The 20,147-nt window shown below is 71.7% G+C and carries 18 protein-coding genes; 5 read left to right on the top strand and 13 right to left on the bottom strand.

The window, feature by feature from the left end:
* Positions 1–40 precede the first annotated feature (40 nt).
* The 13 genes from OHU74_RS21465 to OHU74_RS21405 all read right to left on the bottom strand — a co-directional run bounded on the left by OHU74_RS21465 (position 41) and on the right by OHU74_RS21405 (position 13,036).
* Entirely contained in the window at positions 41–1,039 is a 999-nt protein-coding gene (locus OHU74_RS21465) for a glycosyltransferase family 2 protein (protein WP_371617411.1), read from the bottom strand.
* Between the two features lie 142 nt (positions 1,040–1,181).
* Complete coding sequence (locus OHU74_RS21460) at positions 1,182–1,574, bottom strand: YccF domain-containing protein (RefSeq protein WP_330298047.1); 393 nt, start codon at positions 1,572–1,574, stop codon at positions 1,182–1,184.
* Positions 1,571–2,434: a zinc metalloprotease HtpX gene (gene htpX / locus OHU74_RS21455; protein WP_371617410.1), complete on the bottom strand. Its 864-nt coding sequence runs from the start codon at positions 2,432–2,434 to the stop codon at positions 1,571–1,573. Before htpX ends, OHU74_RS21460 begins: the two co-directional genes overlap by 4 nt.
* A 206-nt stretch (positions 2,435–2,640) precedes the next feature.
* A complete protein-coding gene (locus tag OHU74_RS21450) occupies positions 2,641–4,212 on the bottom strand; it encodes an NADH-quinone oxidoreductase subunit N (RefSeq protein ID WP_371617409.1) in 1,572 nt (523 codons plus the stop codon).
* A complete protein-coding gene (locus OHU74_RS21445; RefSeq protein ID WP_371619756.1) occupies positions 4,209–5,777 on the bottom strand; it encodes a NuoM family protein in 1,569 nt (522 codons plus the stop codon). Before OHU74_RS21445 ends, OHU74_RS21450 begins: the two co-directional genes overlap by 4 nt.
* A 38-nt stretch (positions 5,778–5,815) precedes the next feature.
* A complete protein-coding gene (locus tag OHU74_RS21440; RefSeq protein WP_371617408.1) occupies positions 5,816–7,876 on the bottom strand; it encodes an NADH-quinone oxidoreductase subunit L in 2,061 nt (686 codons plus the stop codon).
* Positions 7,873–8,226: an NADH-quinone oxidoreductase subunit NuoK gene (gene nuoK / locus OHU74_RS21435; RefSeq protein ID WP_330298043.1), complete on the bottom strand. Its 354-nt coding sequence runs from the start codon at positions 8,224–8,226 to the stop codon at positions 7,873–7,875. The genes OHU74_RS21440 and nuoK overlap by 4 nt, the downstream gene beginning before the upstream one ends.
* On the bottom strand, positions 8,226–8,843 hold the full coding sequence (locus OHU74_RS21430) for an NADH-quinone oxidoreductase subunit J (protein WP_371617407.1): 618 nt from the start codon (positions 8,841–8,843) through the stop codon (positions 8,226–8,228). The genes nuoK and OHU74_RS21430 overlap by 1 nt, the downstream gene beginning before the upstream one ends.
* Entirely contained in the window at positions 8,840–9,580 is a 741-nt protein-coding gene (locus OHU74_RS21425; RefSeq protein ID WP_371617406.1) for an NADH-quinone oxidoreductase subunit I, read from the bottom strand. Before OHU74_RS21425 ends, OHU74_RS21430 begins: the two co-directional genes overlap by 4 nt.
* Complete coding sequence (locus OHU74_RS21420; RefSeq protein WP_330298040.1) at positions 9,581–10,549, bottom strand: complex I subunit 1 family protein; 969 nt, start codon at positions 10,547–10,549, stop codon at positions 9,581–9,583.
* Positions 10,546–12,024: an NADH-quinone oxidoreductase subunit C gene (locus OHU74_RS21415; RefSeq protein ID WP_371617405.1), complete on the bottom strand. Its 1,479-nt coding sequence runs from the start codon at positions 12,022–12,024 to the stop codon at positions 10,546–10,548. The genes OHU74_RS21420 and OHU74_RS21415 overlap by 4 nt, the downstream gene beginning before the upstream one ends.
* Positions 12,021–12,638 carry an NADH-quinone oxidoreductase subunit B gene (locus tag OHU74_RS21410; RefSeq protein WP_371617404.1) on the bottom strand — a complete coding sequence of 206 codons (618 nt, stop codon included), beginning with the start codon at positions 12,636–12,638 and terminating at the stop codon, positions 12,021–12,023. The genes OHU74_RS21415 and OHU74_RS21410 overlap by 4 nt, the downstream gene beginning before the upstream one ends.
* Positions 12,629–13,036 (bottom strand): NADH-quinone oxidoreductase subunit A, encoded by a 408-nt coding sequence (locus OHU74_RS21405; RefSeq protein WP_330298037.1) that lies wholly within the window; start codon positions 13,034–13,036, stop codon positions 12,629–12,631. Before OHU74_RS21405 ends, OHU74_RS21410 begins: the two co-directional genes overlap by 10 nt.
* A gap of 157 nt (positions 13,037–13,193) precedes the next feature.
* On the opposite strand from OHU74_RS21405, the gene OHU74_RS21400 reads away from it, so the two are divergent.
* From OHU74_RS21400 to OHU74_RS21380, 5 genes are all read left to right on the top strand, one after another.
* A complete protein-coding gene (locus OHU74_RS21400) occupies positions 13,194–14,372 on the top strand; it encodes a sensor histidine kinase (protein ID WP_371617403.1) in 1,179 nt (392 codons plus the stop codon).
* A 245-nt stretch (positions 14,373–14,617) separates the two neighbouring features.
* A complete protein-coding gene (locus tag OHU74_RS21395) occupies positions 14,618–15,922 on the top strand; it encodes a sensor histidine kinase (RefSeq protein ID WP_371617402.1) in 1,305 nt (434 codons plus the stop codon).
* Between the two features lie 274 nt (positions 15,923–16,196).
* Positions 16,197–16,856, top strand: a complete 660-nt coding sequence (locus OHU74_RS21390) for a response regulator transcription factor (protein ID WP_330301009.1) — start codon at positions 16,197–16,199, stop codon at positions 16,854–16,856.
* A 144-nt stretch (positions 16,857–17,000) separates the two neighbouring features.
* A complete protein-coding gene (locus tag OHU74_RS21385; RefSeq protein ID WP_371617401.1) occupies positions 17,001–19,001 on the top strand; it encodes a 2-oxoacid:acceptor oxidoreductase subunit alpha in 2,001 nt (666 codons plus the stop codon).
* The gene (locus OHU74_RS21380) at positions 18,994–20,061 is read left to right on the top strand and encodes a 2-oxoacid:ferredoxin oxidoreductase subunit beta (RefSeq protein ID WP_371617400.1); all 1,068 of its coding nucleotides are present in this window, start codon (positions 18,994–18,996) and stop codon (positions 20,059–20,061) included. Before OHU74_RS21385 ends, OHU74_RS21380 begins: the two co-directional genes overlap by 8 nt.
* The last annotated feature ends 86 nt before the right edge of the window (positions 20,062–20,147 follow it).

Here is a 20,147-nt window from a genome sequence, read left to right as displayed (position 1 = left end):
GACAATCGCCCCGACCTGCGGTTTTACCCGCTCTGGGCCGCTATCGGCCGTTCTCCCCCTCCGCAGGGGTCTCGCTCGCGGAGTGCGCCGAGTCGTACCCGACGAAGAAGGTGGGCCGGCGCTGGACGGCCGTGTAGATGCGGCCGATGTACTCGCCGAGCAGGCCGACGCAGATCAGCTGCACGCCCCCGAGGAAGAGCATCATGATGAACAGCGAGGTCCAGCCGGGGACGGTCTTGCCGCACAGGTAGATCGCCAGGGTGGCGCCCACCATCAGCAGGCAGCCGAAGAAGCTGGCCACGCCCAGCCAGGTCGCCAGGCGCAGCGGCGCGGCGGAGAAGTTGATGACGCTGTCGAGGCCGAGCCTGATCATCTTGCTCAGCGGGTACTTGGTCTCGCCCGCCACCCGCTCTTCGCGCTGGTAGGTGACCTGTCCACTCGGGAAGCCGAGCCACGGCACCAGCAGGCGGTAGACCTGGTGCTGGTCGGGCATGGACTTGACCGCTTCGACCGCGGCGCGGCTCAGCAGCCGGAAGTCGCCCGCCTGGGCGGGTACCTGTTTGCCGACCAGGCGGCGCACCAGCCAGTAGTAGGCGCCGGCCGAGCGCCGCTTGAAGCCGGTGTCGGTGCTCCGGTCCGCGCGGACCCCGTAGACGATGTCGAGGTGGTCCCGGCGGGCCAGGCCGAGCATCTCCGGGATCTTCTCCGGCGGGTCCTGGAGGTCCGCGTCGAGGCTGGCCACGTAGGCCCCGACCGCGCTGTGCAGGCCCGCGGTGAGGGCGGCCTGGTGGCCGGAGTTCCCGCGCAGCCGCACGATGCGCAGCTCGGGCCATTTCACCTGGAACTCCGTCAGGAGCTCCGCGGTGCGGTCCTTGCTGCCGTCGTCGACGGCGACGACCTCGTAGCCGATGTCCATGCCGTCGAGTGCCGGGCGCAGCCTCGCGACCAGGGCGGGCAGCGCGTCCTCCTCGTTGTACATCGGCACGACGACCGAGAGGGTCGTCGTGACCGACGGGTTCGTGGAGGGCTCAGTCGACATCGGTTCTTCCCTGCCCGTTGTTCGTGGCGCGCGTTCGTGTCGCGCGTCCGCAACGCGGAACTTTAATACGAGCGGGCGAACCGCCCCCGGGCGTTCCGCGGCCGACGCGGGGCTTGCCCGGTTTCCCCGGCGGTCAGCGGGCTCAGCGCGAGGCGAAGGGCGCGTCCGTCGGGACGATCTCGCGGCCCAGCGGGAGCAGGGACAGCGGGACCATCTTGAAGTTCGCGATGCCGAACGGGATTCCGATGATCGTGACGCACAGCGCGATGCCGGTGACGATGTGCCCGAGCGCCAGCCACCAGCCGGCCAGGATCAGCCACAGGACGTTGCCGATGCAGGAGGCGGTGCCGGAGTCGCGCCGTTCGACGGTCGTGTACCCGAAGGGCCACAGCGCGTAGACCGCGATCCGGAAGGAGGCGATGCCGAAGGGGATGCCGATGATCGTGATGCAGAGGATCACGCCGGCCAGGCAGTAGCCGAGGAACAGCCAGATGCCGCTCAGTACGAGCCAGATGAGGTTGAGGATGGTCTTCACTGACTGCGGCCTGCCATCTGTTCGAGCCGGGCGATGCGCTCGGCCATCGGAGGGTGCGTGGAAAACATTTTGGACAATCCCTCACCCGGACGGAAGGGGTTGGCGATCATCATGTGGCTCGCCGTCTCCAGCCTCGGCTCGGCCGGAAGCGGGAGCTGTTTGGTGCCGGCGTCCAGTTTGCGCAGGGCGCTGGCCAGGGCGAGCGGGTCCCCGGTGAGCTGGGCCCCGGAGGCGTCCGCCTCGTACTCGCGGGAGCGGCTGATGGCCAGCTGGATCACGGACGCGGCCAGCGGGCCCAGGATCATGATCAGCAGCATGCCGAAGAGTCCGGGGCCCTCGTCGTCGTTGGAGCGGCCGATGGGGATCAGCCAGGCGAAGTTGACCAGGAACATGATCACGGAGGCCAGGGCGCCCGCGACCGACGAGATGAGGATGTCCCGGTTGTACACGTGGCTCAGCTCGTGGCCGATGACCCCGCGCAGTTCGCGTTCGTCGAGGATCCGCAGGATCCCCTCGGTGCAGCAGACCGCGGCGTTGCGCGGGTTGCGGCCGGTGGCGAAGGCGTTGGGGGCCTCGGTCGGCGAGATGTAGAGCCGGGGCATGGGCTGGCGCGCGGACGTGGAGAGCTCGCGCACCATGCGGTAGAGCTCGGGTGCCTCGAACTCGCTCACGGGGCGGGCGCGCATCGCGCGTAGAGCCAGCTTGTCGCTGTTCCAGTACGCGTACGCGTTGGTCCCGAGGGCGACGAGGACGGCGATGATCAGGCCGCCCCGGCCGAAGAAGCTTCCGATGACGATGATGAGTGCGGACAGACCGCCGAGGAGTACGGCGGTCTTCAGCCCGTTGTGCCGGCGGTGCACGGTACGCCCTCCAAGTGGTACGGCAGGGGCCCCCGGTCGAGGATCTGTCTGTCTGAGGGCCCACGGTCCAGTGGACCCTCCCTTCCTGGTCAACGCCAGGTGAGCACGGCAGGTTCCCGGCCCGCGACGGCCCCGGTGGAGCGGGCGGCGGGGGCCGTGGCGGGCGCGGCGGGTGTTGGGCCGTACGGGTTACGGGCGTACGCGGGCTACAGCGGGAAGAGGCTGCCCGTGGCGAAGCGCAGGACCAGCTGGGGGGCGCCCGAGAGGACCAGGGCGGTGGCCGCGGTGAGCACGATGGCGGCGGTGACCGGCCACGGCGTCCCCGTACGGGGCTTCGCGCCCTCCTGCGCGGCGGCCCCCTCCGGGGTGCGGAAGAGCAGGGCCGTCCAGCGCAGGTAGTAGTACAGGGCGACGACCACGTTGACGGCCATGACCACGGCGAGCCAGCCCAGCCCCGCGTCGACGGCCGACCGGAAGACGGTGACCTTCGCGAACAGCCCGATGATGCCCGGCGGCAGACCGGCGAGGCAGAGCAGGAAGAAGGCCAGCGCGAGGGCGGCGAGCGGGCGCTCGGCGTACAGGCCCCGGTAGTCGGCGAGCCGGTGCAGGGGCTTCGTGCGGGCCACCAGGGCGGCCACGGCGAAGGCGCCGAGGTTCACGGCCGCGTACATGAGGGCGTAGGCGACGGTGGAGCCGATCTGGTCGCGCCCGGCGTACGCGGCGGCGGCGATCGGGACCAGCAGGTAGCCGGCCTGTCCGACCGAGGACCAGGCGAGCAGCCGTACGGCGCCGTTCGGGCGGTCGGCGGACTGGCGCAGCGCGGCGGCGTTGCCCAGGGTCATGGTGAGCGCGGCGAGGACGGCGAGGGCCGGGCCCCAGACGTCGGAGTAGGCGGGGAACGCGATCACGGTGACGAGGATGAGGCCGGTGAAGCCGACGGCCTTGCCGATGACCGAGAGGTATCCGGCGACGGGCAGCGGCGCGCCGACGTAGGTGTCCGGGACCCAGAAGTGGAAGGGGACGGCGGCGGTCTTGAAGGCGAAGCCGACGAGGGTGAGCGCGACGCCGGCCATGGCGAGGGTGTCGAGCTGCCCGGGAACGTGTTCGAGCCCGTCGGCGACCTGGTCGAGGTGGAGGGAGCCGGTGGCGGCGTAGACGAAGCTGACGCCCATCAGCGACACGGCGGTGGCGGTGACCGAGGACAGGAAGAACTTGAGGGCGGCCTCGGAGGAGAGCCGGTCGCCGCGGCGCATGCCGACGAGGGCGAAGGCGGGCAGCGAGGCGACTTCGAGGGCGACGATCAGGGTGGCGAGGTCGCGGGAGGCGGGCAGCAGGGCCGCGCCGGCGGCGGAGGAGAGCAGCAGGAACCAGTACTCGCCGGCCGGCATGCGGGCTTCGCGGACGGTGGTGAGCGACAGCAGGGCGGTGACCAGGGCGCCGCCCAGGACGAGGAACTGGACGACCAGCGCGAAGTGGTCGGCGGCGTAGCTGCACGAGCCGGGGTCGGCGGTGCCGGGTCCGGTGAGGCAGAAGGTCGTACGGTCGCCCGCGCGCAGCGGCAGCAGGGTGGCGGTCGCGGCGGCCAGTCCGGCGACGGAGATCCAGCCGAGCAGCGGCTTGCGGCGCTCGGGTACGAAGAGGTCGGCGACCAGGACGATCAGGCCGACGGCCGCGGTGATGACCACGGGCGCGATGGCGAGCCAGTCGACGGACTGGGCCAGGCCGGGGGTGTCGGCCGCGGCGATGACAGTGCTGGAGATGGGGCGAAGGACCGTCATGAGTTCCCTCCCGCGAGGAGCTTCTGGACGGCCGGATCGGTGAGGCCGAGGAGGACCGCGGGCCACAGGCCGGCGAGGACGGTGAGGGCGACGAGCGGGGTCCAGGCGGCGAACTCGTAGCGCTGGATGTCCGCGAGGGCCGCCGGGGCGGTGCCTTCCGCGCGGACGGCCTCCGGGTCGCCCATGCACACCCGCCGTACGACGATCAGAAGATAGGCGGCGGTGAGCAGCGTGCCGAACGCGCCGACGGCCATGTACGTGAGGAACGCGGGCCGGGGCAGCCCCTCGGCGGGGTCGAACGCGCCGAACAGGGCGAGCATCTCGCCCCAGAACCCGGCCAGACCGGGCAGCCCGAGGGAGGCCACGGCGGCGAAGGCGAGGAAGGCGCCGAAGCGGGGGGCGCGGCCGTAGAGGGCGGCACCGGTGGCTCCGGCGAGGGTGTCGAGGTCGGCGGTGCCGTAGCGGTCCTTCAGGGCGCCGACCAGGAAGAAGAGGAGGCCGGTGATCAGGCCGTGGGCGACGTTCGCGAACAGCGCGCCGTTGACTCCGGTCGGGGTCATGGAGGCGATGCCGAGCAGCACGAAGCCCATGTGGCCGACGGAGGAGTACGCGATGAGGCGCTTGAGGTCGCCCTTGTTTCCCTTGCGGGCCAGCGCCAGGCAGGCCAGGGACCCGTAGACGATCCCCACGGCGGCGAAGGCGCCCAGGTAGGGGGCGAAGGTGGCCATGCCGTCGGGGGTGACCGGCAGCAGGATCCGGACGAACCCGTACGTGCCCATCTTCAGCAGGACGCCCGCGAGGAGGACGGATCCGACGGTGGGGGCGGCGGTGTGGGCGTCCGGCAGCCAGCTGTGCAGCGGCCACATCGGGGTCTTCACGGCGAGGCCGGTGCCGATGGCCAGGACGGCCAGGATCTGGGTGGTGTGGGTCAGTCCGCGGCCGTTGTCAGAGGCGAGTGCCACCATGTCGAAAGTGCCGCTGTTCAGTCCGATCAGCAGCAGACCGAGCAGCATGACCACGGAGCCGAGGAGGGTGTAGAGGATGAACTTCCAGGCCGCGGCCTGACGCTGGGCGCCGCCCCAGCGGGCGATGAGGAAGTACATCGGGATGAGGACCATCTCGAAGGCGAGGAAGAACAGCAGCAGGTCGAGGACGGCGAAGGTGGCGAGGGTGCCGGACTCCAGGACCAGGAGCAGGGCGACGAAGCCCTTCGCGGAGGGGCCCGCGGGGAGCTTGAAGTAGCTGTAGAGCGCGCAGAGGAAGAAGAGCAGCGCGGTCATCAGGAGGAGGGGGAGCGAGATGCCGTCGATGCCGAGGTGGATCCGGACGTTCAGCGCCTGGATCCAGCTGATGTCGGTCGTCGCCTGGAAGCGGGACGGGGCGTCGTGGTCGAAGCCGATGGCGAGGGCGATCGCCGCGGCAAGGATGACTCCGGTGACGGTCACGCCGTGGCGCAGCACGGCCTGTTCGGGGCTCTTGCCCTTGAGGCCGGGCGGGGCGGGCAGCAGGGCCGCTACGGCGCCCAGGAGCGGTGCGGCCACGATGAACGCCAGAAGGAACTGCATCACGGACGGGCTGATATCAATCACGGCTGACTCACGGCTCACGATCCGGCGTTGACGTTGGCGAGGACGGCGGTGGCGATCGCCAGGACCACGGCACCGGCGAGCAGGGCGCTCAGGTAGCTCTGCACGTTGCCGGTCTGGGCTCGGCGTACGAGGCCGCCGAGCAGCCGGGGGCCGATGCCCGCGCCGCGGACGTAACTGTCCACCACCTCGCGGTCGAGGAAGCGTACGAGGCCTGCGGCGGCTCGGACGGGGCGCACGAACAGCCGGTCGTAGACGGCGTCGAGGTGGAAGCCCGCGGCGGCGTGCCGGTGCAGCGGCCCGAGCAGCGCGCGGCCGGGGTCGGCGGCGGGGCCGGCCGGGACGACCGGGTGGTCGTGGGTGACCTGGCCGACTTCGGGGCTCTCGGCGGCGGATTCGGCGGCGGCGACGGACGCGGACACCCCGGCGGGGCCCGCGGCGGCGGCTCCGGCAGCGGCTCCGGAGGGAGCTCCGGCCGGGGCTGCGGCAGACGCTCCGGCCAGGGCGGCCCTGGCCTCGGCTCGCTGCCACAGGGCGTAGGTGAGGACCGCGCCCACGGCGGCCGCGCCCGTGCCCAGGACCGAGGTCGTCAGCGACGGGGTGAGCTCACGGCCTTCGAAGAAGTCGGCGAGCGGGCCGGCCAGCAGGCCGAAGCCGACGGACGGGATCGCCAGCAGCCACAGCACGCCGGTCATCGCGACGGGCTCCCTGCCGTGGTCGGGGGCGGCCGCGCCCCGGCCGCGGAAGGCCATCAGCCACAGCCGGGTGGCGTAGGCGGCGGTGAGCAGGGCGGTCAGCACGCCGGCGACGAGGACCACCCAGCCGGCCGCGCTCGGGGCGAGCTCCGAGTGGCCGCCGGCGGTGTGCTCGGCGGCGACGAGGACGGCTTCCTTGGAGAAGAAGCCTGCGAAGGGCGGGATGGCGGCGAGCGCGAGCAGCGCGATCGTCATCGTCCAGAAGGCGTCCGGGATGCGCTTGGCCAGGCCGTCCATCCGGGACATGGCGGCGAGGGAGTTCGTACCGGCGGCGTGGATGATCACGCCGGCCCCGAGGAACAGGAGCGCCTTGAAGGCGCCGTGGGACAGGAGGTGGAAGACGGCGGCCGAGCGGTCGCCGACGGCCAGGGCCCCGGTCATGTAGCCGAGCTGGCCGATCGTGGAGTAGGCGAGCACCCGCTTGATGTCGTCCTGCGCCAGGGCGGCGAGGGCCGAGCCGACCATCGTCACGGCCGCCATGACGGCCATGACCACCAGCGCGGCCCGGGAGGCCGCGAAGACGGGGAGGAGACGGGCGATGAAGTAGATGCCGGCCGCGACCATCGTCGCGGCGTGGATCAGCGCAGAGACCGGGGTGGGGCCCGCCATGGCGTCGGGGAGCCAGGTGTGCAGCGGGAACTGCGCGGACTTGCCCGCGACTCCGGCCAGCAGGAGCAGCGCGATCAGCGTCGGGTGGTCGAGCCCGCCCGCGGCGACGGTGCCCAGGATCTTCGTGATCCGGAAGGAACCGGCGTCGGCGGCGAGCGCGAACAGGCCGATGAGGAAGGGGACGTCGCCGAGCTTGGTGACGAGGAAGGCCTTCAGGGAGGCGGAGCGGGCCGCCTCGGTCTCCCAGTAGTGCCCGACCAGGAAGTACGAGCAGATGCCCATGATCTCCCAGCCGACCAGCAGCACCATCAGGTCGCCGGAGTAGACGACGAGCAGCATGGCGGAGGTGAACAGTGAGACCAGAGCGGCGTAGGACGGGTAGCGCGGGTCTTCGCGCAGGTACGCCATCGAGTAGATCTGTACGCAGGTGGCGACGGCCCCGACCAGGACGGCCACCAGCACCGCGAAGCCGTCGAGGTGGAGCGAGAGCTCGATCGGCACCGAGCCGGTCGGGGTCAGCTCGGTCGCCGTGTCGATTGCCTTGCCGCCGCCGTGGCGGAAGGCCACGAGGACGGCCAGGACGGCGGCGCCCAGCGTCGGCAGGACGGCGAGCGGCCTGACGAAGCCGGGAGCGGTGCGGCCGAGCAGCAGTCCCGCGAGCGCGCCCAGGAAGGGCAGCAGGGGGACGAGTACGGCAAGGGTCGGCGTGTTCACGCGGCGGCTCCCGTCGCCCGGCTGTCGGTGCTGTCCGGCTCGTGGCCCTCGGCGGTGTCGCGCAGCTTGTCGACGTCCGCGGTGCCCCGGTTGCGGTACACCGTCAGCACGATCGCGAGGCCGATGCCGATCTCGGCGGCGGCGATGGCGATGGTGAAGAGGGTGAGGGCCTGGCCGGCGTGCAGGGTGTCGCGCAGCCAGACGTCGAAGGCCACCAGGTTGAGGTTGACGGCGTTGAGCATCAGCTCGACGGACATCAGGACCAGGATGGCGTTGCGGCGGGCGAGCACTCCGTACAGGCCCGTGGCGAAAAGGAGGGCCGCCAGTACGGCGGGGTAGGCGAGGTGCATCAGCGCTGCCCCTTCGTCTTGTCCGTCGTGCCGGTGGCGCCCGGCGCTTCGGTCGCGGCGTCGGCCGCGTCGGTCTTGCGGGAGAGCACGATGGCGCCGATCAGGGCTGCGAGGAGGAGGACCGAGAGCGCCTCGAAGGGCAGCACCCAGTGCCGGAAGAGGATCTCGCCGGTGACCTTGGTGGAGCCCTGGACGGGGCCGTCGAGGTCGATCCAGGTGGTGCGGAAGGCGTCGACGACCACCCAGACGAGCGCGACGGCCGCGGCGGCGGCGACGCCGATCGCGACCGGGCGGTTGCCGGAGTCGGCGTCCGGGGAGCGGCCGATGGGCGCCTTGGTGAGCATCAGCCCGAAGAGGAGGAGGACGACCACGGAACCGAGGTAGATCAGCACCTGGACCCAGGCGATGAACTCCGCGGTCAGCAGCAGGTACTCGATCGCGACCCCGCCGAGCGCGACGACCAGCCACAGGGCGGCGTGCACGAGCTGCTTGGTGGTGACCGTGACGAGGGCCGCGCCGAGGGTGGCGAGGCCGACGAGGACGAAGGCGATCTCGACGCCGGTCGGGGAGAGGAAGCCGGTGCCTTGTGCGGCGGCTGCGAGAGTGGCGGCGGTCACGCGTCTCCCTCCGGGGTGGTCGGGGGCAAGGGGGTGGTGGATTCGCCTGCGGGCGCCGCGTCGTCGGGCGCGGCGGGCGCAGGCGCGGCGGGCGTACCCGGGCCCGATTCGGCGGCCCGCTCGGCCGGGGCGGGGGCGAGGGTCGGCGTGCCCGGGCCGGGGGCGGCGGGGTAGGTGCCCGTGGCGGGCGGGGCCGGGGCGGTGGCCGCGGCCGCGGCTACCTCGGCCTTCTCCACGGCCTTGCGGGCCGCGGCGATCTCCTTGGGCTCCTCGGCTGCCGGGTCCAGGGCGGGCGGGGCCGGCACGGTCCACATCCACTCGCGCAGCTTGTCGCGCTCGTGGGTGAGCTCATGGATGTCCGTCTCGGCGTACTCGAACTCCGGCGACCAGAAGAGCGCGTCGAAGGGGCACACCTCGATGCAGATGCCGCAGTACATGCAGAGGGAGAAGTCGATGGCGAAGCGGTCGAGGACGTTGCGGCTGCGCTCACGCCCGCCGGGGGCGGCGGCCGGGACCGTCTCCTTGTGGGAGTCGATGTAGATGCACCAGTCGGGGCATTCGCGCGCGCAGAGCATGCAGACCGTGCAGTTCTCCTCGAACAGGCCGATGACCCCGCGCGAGCGCGGCGGGAGTTCGGGCTGCACCTCGGGGTACTGGGCGGTGTGCGAACGCTTCGTCATCGTGCGCAGCGTGACGGCCAGGCCCTTGGCGAGGCCTGATCCGGGGATGGGGGGCATTTACTGGATCGCCACCTTCACGATGCCGGTGAGCGCGATCTGGGCGAGCGCGAGCGGGATGAGTACGGTCCAGGCGAGCTTCTGCAACTGGTCCTCGCGGAGCCGGGGGTAGCTCACGCGGAGCCAGATCACCACGAAGGAGAGCGCCGCGATCTTGAGCAGGGTCCAGACCCAGCCGGAGCCGTCGCCGCCGAAGGGGCCGTGCCAGCCACCGAGGAAGAGAACGGTGGTCAGGGCGGCGAGGACCACGATGCCGGCGTACTCGGCGAGCAGGAACAGCGCGAAGCGCAGGCCGGTGTACTCGGTGTACGCGCCGAAGATGATCTCGGAGTCGGCGACGGGCATGTCGAAGGGGGGCCGCTGGAGTTCGGCGAGGCCGGCGGTGAAGAAGACCAGCCCGCCGACGACCTGCCAGGGCAGCCACCACCACTCGAAGGCCTCGACGATGCCGGGCAGCGAGACCGTGCCGGCGGCCATGGCGACCGAGGCGGCGGCGAGCAGCATGGGGAGCTCGTAGGCGAGCAGCTGCGCGGCGGTACGGAGGCCTCCGAGGAGGGAGAACTTGTTCGCGGAGGCCCAGCCGGCCATGAGCGAGCCGAGCACTCCGACGCCCATGACGGCGAGCGCGAAGAAGAGCCCGGCGTCGATGACCTGGCCGACGGCGCCCTCGCCGGGGCCGATCGGGATGACGAGGAGGACGAGGAGGTACGGGAGGAGGGCGACGGCGGGGGCGAGCTGGAAGACACGGCGGTCGGCGTTGGCCGGGACGATGTCTTCCTTCTGTACGAACTTCACCCCGTCGGCGACGAGCTGGGCCCAGCCGTGGAACCCACCGGCGTACATGGGGCCGAGGCGGCCCTGCATGTGGGCCATCACCTTGTGCTCGGTCTGCCCGACGACGAGCGGGAGCACGAGGAACACGGCGAAGACGATGAGCAGCCGAAGGCCGACGTCGAGGACGTCGTTCACGCGGTGCCTCCGGTGGGGTCTGTGGTCGGGTCGCCGTCGGTCTCGGCGGGGTCGACGGGGTCGACGGGGGCAGCGGGATCGGCCGTGCCGACGGGGTCGGCCGGGGCAGCCGGAGCGCCGGGCTCGGTCGGAGTCGCGGGTTCGGCCGGGGTGGCGGGTTCAGCCGTGGTCGCCGGAGCGCCGGGCTCAGCCGGTTGGGCCGGGGTCGCCGGAGCGGTCGGTTCAGCCGGGGCGGCGGGCTCGGCCGAAGTGGCCGGTTCAGCCGGAGCGTTCGGCGCGGCGGGAGGCGCCGGAGGTTCCTCGAAGGCGGGCTTCGGGTCGTGCCAGGGTGCGTCCGTGCTCCGGGCAGCGGGCCGCCTGGGCGACTCCGGCGCGGAACCGGTCGCGTCGGCGGCGGTGGGCTCGGCCGCGTCGGCCGCCTGGCTCGCCGAGCCCTCGGAGGCCGAGCGGGTACGCCGCGGGGGGCGCCCGGTGGCGGCCGGGCCGGAGCCCGGCTCCGCCGGAGCCGGAGCCGGAGCCGGAGCGGGGGCCTCGGCGTCCGCCGGAGCCGAGGCCGGAGCCGAGGCAGGGGCCGCAGCCGAGGCAGGGGCCGCAGCCGGAGCCGCCTGGCTCGCCGAGCCTTCGGAGGCCGAGCGGCTGCGCCGCACCGGGCGCGCCGCGTCGGCCGGGCCGGTGGTCGCCGCGTCGGCCGGGCCGGTGGCCGTCGCATCGGCCGGGGTGGCGGCCGCGGTGTCGGCGGGGGTGGTGGCCGCCTGGCTGGCCGAGCCTTCGCCGACCGAGCGGGTGCGGCGCACCGGGGCGCCCTCGCGCGGGGCGCGGACCGGGCGCTCGCCCGCGGCTCCGGCTGTGGTTCCGGCCGCGCGCGGGGTGCGGGCGGGGCGGGCCGGGGCCGGCGGGAGCTGGCCCTTCATCGGGCCCCAGTCGTTGGGGTCCGGCACGCCCGGCGGGAGCATCTGGCGGCGCTTCGGAGCATCGGGGTCATGGGCCTCGCCCGGCTCCTTGGCGCCCGGCCAGGCCTTGGCGACGCGCGCCGCGAGGACGAAGTCCTTGCGCAGCGGGTGGCCTTCGAAGTTCTCGGGGAGGAGGAGCGGGACCAGGTTCGGGTGGTCGGTGAAGACGATGCCGAACATCTCGAAGGTCTCGCGCTCGTGCCATTCGGTGCCCGCGTAGATCGGCACGGCCGAGGGCAGGGAGGGTGCCGAGTGGGGGACGGTGGTCCGCAGCAGGAGGCGGCGTACGCGGTGGTTCTCCAGGGAGACCACGTGGGCGCAGACCCGGAAGCCGGTGCCCGGCTCGTCGACCGCGCTCAGCCAGTCGAAGTAGGTGCAGCCCAGCTTGTCGCGGGCGATCTCCAGCGCGGGGATCCAGCTCGCGGTGGGGACGTCGACCGTGAGGAGGGAGTGGGCGTACGTGGCGACGGCTTCGGCACCGAAGATCGTTCCGGCCGCGTCCGGGAGGGAGTCGTAGAGGTTCACGCGCCCGCCCCCGGGGTGGGCGGAGGGGTGATCAGGCCGCTGGTGAGCTGCGCGGGCGTCGGCGCGGCCGTGGTCGCGTAGCGCTCCGCCAGCGATTCGCGGGCGATCTTCTCCTGGAGTTTGAGGATGCCCTGGAGCAGCGCTTCGGGGCGGGGCGGGCAGCCGGGGACGTAGACGTCGACGGGGATGATCTGGTCGACGCCCTTGGTCACCGAGTACGAGTCCCAGTACGGGCCGCCGCAGTTGGAGCAGGCGCCGAAGGAGATGACGTACTTGGGCTCGGGCATCTGCTCGTAGAGCCGCTTGACGGCCGGGGCCATCTTGTCCGTCACCGTGCCGGAGACGATCATGAGGTCCGCCTGGCGCGGGCCGGGCGCGAAGGGGATGACGCCGAGCCGGATGAAGTCGTGACGGGCCATCGACGCGGCGATGAACTCGATCGCGCAGCAGGCGAGGCCGAAGTTGAAGACCCACAGGCTGTAGCGGCGGCCCCAGTTGAGGACCACCTTCATGGGCTCGGGCGCGAGGCGGGAGAGGACTCCCAGGCGCTTCGGTTCCGGGAGCAGCTGCGGCTCCGACGGCACGGCCGGGGTACCAGCCGGTGTCACAGCCATTCGAGGACGCCCTTCTTGTACGCGTAGAGCAGGCCGACGGCCAGGAAGCCGAGGAAGATGAACATCTCCACCAGCGTCGTGGCGCCGTAACCGGCGGCGGCGAAGACCGTCGCCCACGGGAAGAGGAAGATCGAGTCGACGGCGAAGATGACGTAGAGGAACGCGTAGACGTAGTAGCGGACCTGGGTGTGAGCCCAGCCCTCGCCCACCGGGTCCACGCCGCATTCGTACGTCAGCAGCTTCTCGCGGGTCGGGACGACGGGGCTCAGCAGGCGGTTGGCGCCGAAGGCCACCGCCACGAAGAGCACGCCGAGCGCGGCCAGGAGGCCGACGACCGAATACGTCCGGAAGTAGTCCGCGGCGAGCACGGATACGGTCGATACCGTTGGTTCGGGCACGTCCGTTTCCTCGTTCCTCGGCCACTGTCGACGATCAGGTTGATCTGGTACGGACGGGAGTCTAGGGCCTGGCCCCCACAGGGTGGGGTTATCCCCCGTTTACCTCGGCCCGGCTGCCCCATGGCATCGGGCGCTCCCACTTGGCAGTCTGTGCCGCATGACCGCCACCGATCACACCTCCGACGACCCCCGTCCCCCTTCCGTGCGCGCGGCCTTCGATGCCGTGACGTGGAAGGAAATCGCGTACTTGCTGACCAATTTCCCCATGGCCCTCATCGGGTTTGTTTACACGGTTGTCATGGTGTCCGTGGCGGGCGGTCTGTCGGTGACGGCGATCGGACTTCCGCTGTTCGCATGTGGTCTGTTCGTGTCTCGCCAGCTGGGACGGGTGGAGCGGGTACGGGCCCGCGCGCTCCTGGGCGTACGGGTCGACGAGCCGACCCCGATGCCCGGACCGGGGCGCGCCGGCGGGTTCTTCCCCTGGCTGTGGGCGAGCCTGAAGGACGCGGTGGCGTGGCGGACCGTCCTGTTCGAGCTGGTGCGGCTGCCGTGGGCGGTGCTCACCTTCACCGTGGCGCTGACCGGGCTGTTCGTGCTGTGGCCGGTGCTTCCGTGGGTGGCCCGGGGGCTCGCGAACGTGGACCGGGCGATGGTACGGGGCCTGCTGTCCCCGTCCGACGAACTGGAGCGGCGGATCGCGGAGCTGGAGTCCGACCGGGGAGTCGTGGTGGACACAGCGGCCGCCGACCTGCGGCGCATCGAGCGGGACCTCCACGACGGGGCGCAGGCGCGGCTGGTGGCGCTGGCGATGGGGCTGGGCCTGGCCAAGGAGAAGCTGCTGGAGGACCCCGAGGGGGCGGCGGCGATGGTCGACGAGGCGCACGGCGAGGTGAAGCTGGCCCTCCAGGAGCTCCGTGACCTGGCCCGGGGTATCCACCCGGCGGTGCTCACCGACCGGGGTCTGGACGCGGCGCTGTCCTCGGTGGCCTCGCGGTGCCTGGTTCCCGTGAAGGTGTCGGTGGACCTGCCGGCGCGGCCGGCGGAGGCGATCGAGGGGATCGCGTACTTCGTGGTGTCGGAGCTGCTGCAGAACGTGAGCAAGCACGCGGGTCCGCAGGCACGGGTGGCGTCGGTGGAGGTGTGGCGTTCGGACCGGCGGCTGCTGATCCGGGTGTCGGACGACGGGCGCGGCGGAGCCTCTGCCCTGGCCGGGTCGGGACTGGCGGGGCTGGCGGAGCGGCTGGGCGCGGTGGACGGGGTACTGGTGGTGGAGTCCCCGGAGGGGGCGGGGACCACTGTTACCGCCGAGCTGCCGTGGCGGGGGCGCGGGGCTTGACGGCCGGGCCGTCTCCGGCTGCGGCGCCGTGTCCCGTCTGGGGCGCGGCGCCGTTTTCGGCTGCGGCGCCGTGGCCGCGCCTCAAACGCCGGCGGGGCTGGATTTTGGTGCCGCGCCGTGGCCCGTGGCGGCTCCCGGGAGGGGGGTTAACCCCCCTCCCGGGAGGCCCACCTGCCGGATGGTTCGGGGGTGGGGGGCGCGGGAGGGTTGGGGGACAACGCGGAATGGAAGGGCGGGTCGGGATCATGGGCAGCAGCGCACGGGGCGGCAGCGGTATCGGCAAGGTGCTGCGGGCGCCCGTCGAGGGGCGGATGTGGCGGGAGTTCGGGTACCTGTTGGTCGGGCTGCCGCTCAGCACCCTGTACTTCTCCCTCGCGGTCACCGGCGTCAGCCTCGGCGCCGGGCTGCTCGTCACCTTCCTCGGGGTTCCGGTCCTGGCCGGTGTGCTCGCCATGTGCCGCGGGTTCGGGCGGCTGGAGAGGGCCCGGGTGCGCGGGTTGCTGCGGCAGGACATCGCCGAGCCCGCGCCGATCCGGGCGGAGAAGGGCGGGGCGCTGGCCGGCATGGGGGCGCTGCTCAAGAGCGGGAGCGCCTGGCGGCACGTGCTGTACTCCCTGATCCACTTCCCGTGGGCGGTGTTCGGCTTCTGCGTCGCCCTCGTGTTCTGGGCCTACGGGTGGGCCATGCTGCTCTATCCGCTGTGGTTCTGGGTGTTCCCCGCCTACACCGATCAGCCCGGGCTGGAGCTGTTCGAGAACGGCGACCACTACTCGTTCTACCTGGACTCGCCGGTGCTGATCGCGGCCACCTCCCTCGTGGGGCTCGGGTTCACGCTCGCCACCCCCTGGGTGGTCCGCGCCCTGACCACCGTCGACCACCTGCTCGTCGCCGGGCTGCTCGGGCCGTCCCGGCTGGCGCACCGCGTCAGTGAGCTGGAGTCCGACCGGGGGGTGGTCGTGGACACCGCCGCCGCCGACCTGCGGCGCATCGAGCGGGACCTGCACGACGGTGCGCAGGCCCGGCTGGTGGCGCTGGCCATGGACCTGGGGCTGGCCAAGGAGAAGCTGACCGAGGACCCGCGGGCCGCCGCCCGGATGGTGGACGAGGCCCACGGCGAGGTGAAGATCGCCCTGCAGGAGCTGCGGGACCTGGCCCGCGGGATCCACCCGGCCGTGCTGACCGACCGGGGGCTGGACGCGGCGCTGTCCTCGGTGGCCTCGCGGTGCGCCGTGCCGGTACGGGTGGCCGTGGAGCTGCCCTCGCGTCCGGCGGCGGCGATCGAGGGGATCGCGTACTTCACCGTCTCGGAGCTGCTGCAGAACATCAGCAAGCACGCGCAGGCCCGTACGGCCAGCGTCGACGTGTGGAAGTCGGGCGAGCGGCTGCTGATCCAGGTCTCGGACGACGGCCGCGGTGGGGCCGACGCCCTGGCCGGGTCGGGACTGGCGGGGCTGAGCGAGCGGCTCGACGCCGTGGACGGGGTGCTGGTCGTGGATTCCGTCGAGGGAACCGGCACCACCGTGACCGCCGAGCTGCCCTGGCGCGCCTGAGTCGCCCTGGCGTTCCTGAGTCCCGCGACACGGCCGGGCCGCGGCCCCACCTCGGCCCCACCACCCTCCATTCGGCCCCCTCCGGCGGGGGCCAAAGGCCTGACTTTCGGGCCCGCTGCGCGGAGTGCTCCCTTCCGCCCCCGAAAACACCGTTCCCACGCCCACGCGTTGATCGCACTCAGCCTTCATCCCGGTACGAGACTGGGATGCTTGGCTGTGTCAGGGGAAAAAGGGCACGAGTGGACGCGGGAGCTTCGAAGTCGTGGAAAACAGGGTGCGTGTGGTCATCGCCGAGGATTCAGTGCTGCTGCGTGAGGGCCTGACCCGGTTGCTGACCGACCGGGGGCATGACGTCGTCGCGGGCGTCGGGGACGCGGAAGCCCTGATCAAGACGGTGGCGGACCTGGCGGCCGAGGACGCACTGCCGGACGTGGTGGTGGCGGACGTGCGGATGCCGCCGACCCATACCGACGAGGGCGTACGGGCCGCCGTGCGGCTGCGGCGCGACCACCCCGGCATAGGGGTGCTCGTGCTGTCGCAGTACGTGGAGGAGCAGTACGCCACCGAACTGCTGGCCGGTTCCAGCACCGGGGTGGGGTATCTGCTCAAGGACCGGGTGGCGGACGTACGGGAATTCCTGGACGCCGTGGTGCGCGTGGCGCGGGGCGGTACCGCCCTGGACCCGGAGGTCGTGGCGCAGCTGCTCGGCCGCAGTCGCAAGCAGGACGTGCTGGCGGGGCTGACCCCGCGGGAGCGCGAGGTGCTGGGGCTGATGGCCGAGGGGCGGACGAATTCCGCGGTGGCCAAGCAGCTCGTGGTGAGCGACGGCGCGGTGGAGAAGCACGTCAGCAACATCTTCATGAAGCTCGGCCTGTCACCGAGTGACGGGGATCACCGGCGTGTGCTGGCCGTCCTCACCTACCTAAGGTCTTGATCAACTGACACTCTGTCAGTTAAGGCCGGATTCGGACCGACCGCCGAGAGGGCGGTCCAGATAATGAGCACCCCTGGGAAGGAATCCCTACCGACGTAGGGTTGACCTTGGGCAGTGCTCACGCCTCGAAGGAGGTCCAGTTCAGTGACCAGCCAGGTCAGTAGCCCAGCCGAGCATTCCGACGGGGCCGAAAACGCGGTCGTCGGCGAGCAGCGGACGCCCCCGGGCCCGAACAGCGGCGATCCGAGCAGCGGCGATCCGAGCAGCGGCAGCCCCCACGGCCCCACCGGCGGCAAGGAAGTGCGCCGTCTCGATCGGGTGATCATCCGCTTCGCGGGTGACTCGGGTGACGGAATGCAGCTCACCGGTGACCGTTTCACCTCGGAGACGGCGTCCTTCGGGAACGACCTCTCGACGCTGCCGAACTTCCCCGCCGAGATCCGGGCGCCCGCCGGCACCCTCCCCGGTGTGTCGAGCTTCCAGCTGCACTTCGCCGATCACGACATCCTGACCCCGGGCGACGCCCCGAACGTCCTGGTGGCGATGAATCCGGCGGCGCTGAAGGCGAACATCGGGGACGTGCCGCGCGGCGCGGAGCTCATCATCAATACCGATGAGTTCACCAAGCGCCCCATGGCCAAGGTCGGCTACGAGACCTCCCCGCTGGAAGACGGCTCCCTGGACGCCTACAACCTCCACCCGGTGCCGCTGACCACCCTCACGATCGAGGCACTGAAGGATTTCGGGCTCCCCCGCAAGGAGGCCGAGCGCAGCAAGAACATGTTCGCCCTGGGCCTGCTGTCCTGGATGTACCACCGGCCCACCGAGGGCACCGAGAGCTTCCTGCGGCAGAAGTTCGCGAAGAAGCCCCAGATCGCCGAGGCGAACGTGGCCGCCTTCCGGGCCGGCTGGAACTTCGGCGAGACCACCGAGGACTTCGCCGTCTCCTACGAGGTGGCCCCGGCCACCCGGGCCTTCCCGACGGGCACCTACCGCAACATCTCCGGGAACCTGGCCCTGTCCTACGGCCTGATCGCAGCAGGTCAGCAGGCGGACCTGCCGCTCTACCTGGGCTCGTACCCGATCACCCCGGCCTCGGACATCCTGCACGAGCTGAGCAAGCACAAGAACTTCGGCGTGCGCACCTTCCAGGCCGAGGACGAGATCGCCGGCATCGGCGCGGCCCTGGGCGCGGCCTTCGGCGGAGCGCTCGCCGTGACCACCACCTCAGGTCCGGGCGTGGCCCTGAAGTCCGAGACGATCGGGCTGGCGGTCTCCCTGGAGCTGCCGCTGCTGATCGTGGACATCCAGCGCGGCGGCCCGTCCACGGGCCTGCCGACCAAGACGGAGCAGGCCGACCTGCTCCAGGCGATGTACGGGCGCAACGGCGAGGCCCCGGTCCCGATCGTGGCCCCGCGCACCCCGGCGGACTGCTTCGACGCCGCGCTCGACGCGGCCCGGATCGCGCTGACCTACCGGACTCCGGTGTTCCTGCTCTCCGACGGGTACCTCGCCAACGGCTCCGAGCCGTGGCGGATCCCGGACGTGGCGGACCTGCCGGACCTGGCGGTGCAGTTCGCCTCCGGCCCGAACCACGAGCTCGCCGACGGCACCGAGGTCTTCTGGCCGTACAAGCGCGACCCGCACACCCTGGCCCGCCCCTGGGCCGTCCCGGGCACCCCGGGGCTGGAGCACCGGATCGGCGGCATCGAGAAGCAGGACGGCACGGGCAACATCTCGTACGACCCGGCCAACCACGACTTCATGGTGCGCACCCGCCAGGCCAAGATCGACGGCATCGAGGTCCCCGACCTGGAGGTCGACGACCCGGACGGGGCGAAGACCCTGGTCATCGGCTGGGGCTCGACGTACGGGCCGATCACGGCCGCCGTACGCCGGCTGCGGCTCGCCGGCGTCCCCATCGCACAGGCCCATCTGCGCCACCTCAACCCCTTCCCGAGGAATCTGGGAGCGGTTCTGGAGCGTTACGACAAGGTAGTGGTGCCGGAGATGAACCTCGGGCAGCTCGCGACCCTCCTGAGGGCGAAGTACCTGGTCGACGCACGGTCGTACAACCAGGTCAACGGCATGCCGTTCAAGGCCGAGCAGCTCGCCACGCATCTCAAGGAGGCCGTCAATGGCTGAGGTGACCGACACCCCGACCCTGCTCTCGCTGGTGCCCAAGGCGGCCGCCCAGCAGTCGATGAAGGACTTCAAGTCGGACCAGGAGGTCCGCTGGTGTCCCGGCTGCGGTGACTACGCGGTGCTCGCCGCGGTGCAGGGCTTCATGCCCGAGCTGGGGCTGGCGAAGGAGAACATCGTCTTCGTCTCGGGCATCGGCTGCTCCTCGCGCTTCCCGTACTACATGAACACCTACGGGATGCACTCGATCCACGGCCGCGCCCCGGCCATCGCGACCGGTCTGGCCACCTCGCGCCGCGATCTGTCGGTCTGGGTGGTCACCGGTGACGGGGACGCGCTCTCCATCGGCGGAAACCACCTGATCCACGCCCTGCGGCGGAACGTCAACCTCAAGATCCTGCTGTTCAACAACCGGATCTACGGGCTGACCAAGGGGCAGTACTCCCCCACCTCCGAGGTCGGCAAGATCACCAAGTCCACGCCGATGGGTTCGCTCGACGCGCCCTTCAACCCGGTCTCGCTGGCGATCGGCGCGGAGGCCTCCTTCGTGGCCCGTACGGTCGACTCCGACCGCAAGCACCTCACCGAGGTGCTGCGGGCGGCCGCGGACCACCAGGGCACGGCGCTGGTGGAGATCTACCAGAACTGCAACATCTTCAACGACGGCGCCTTCGAGGTCCTCAAGGACCGCGAGCAGGCCCAGGAGGCCGTGATCCGGCTCGAGGACGGGCAGCCGATCCGCTTCGGCGTGGACAACGCCAAGGGCGTGGTGCGCAACGTGGCCACCGGTGATCTGGAGGTCGTGGAGGTGACCCCGGAGAACGAGGCCCGGATCCTGGTCCACGACGCCTCCTCGGCGTCCCCTACCAACGCGTTCGCGCTGTCCCGGCTGGCCGACCCCGACACGCTGCACCAGACCCCCATCGGGGTGTTCCGCAACGTGTCGCGGCCCGTCTACGACACGCTCATGGCCGAGCAACTGGAGACGGCCGTGGACCGCAGCGGCAAGGGCGACCTTGGCTCGCTGCTGAGCGGGAACGACACCTGGACCGTCGTCGGCTGAGTCCGCCGATCGGCTCCCGTACGCGTGTGACGAAGCCCGGACCCCGAGGAGGGGGTCCGGGTTTCTTCGTGTCCGCAGACCCCGCC

It is taken from the genome of Streptomyces sp. NBC_00454, from assembly GCF_041434015.1.
Lineage (GTDB): Bacteria > Actinomycetota > Actinomycetes > Streptomycetales > Streptomycetaceae > Streptomyces.
The sequence above is the reverse complement of the archived record's forward strand: the minus strand, read 5'-3'. Positions and strand labels throughout refer to the sequence as shown.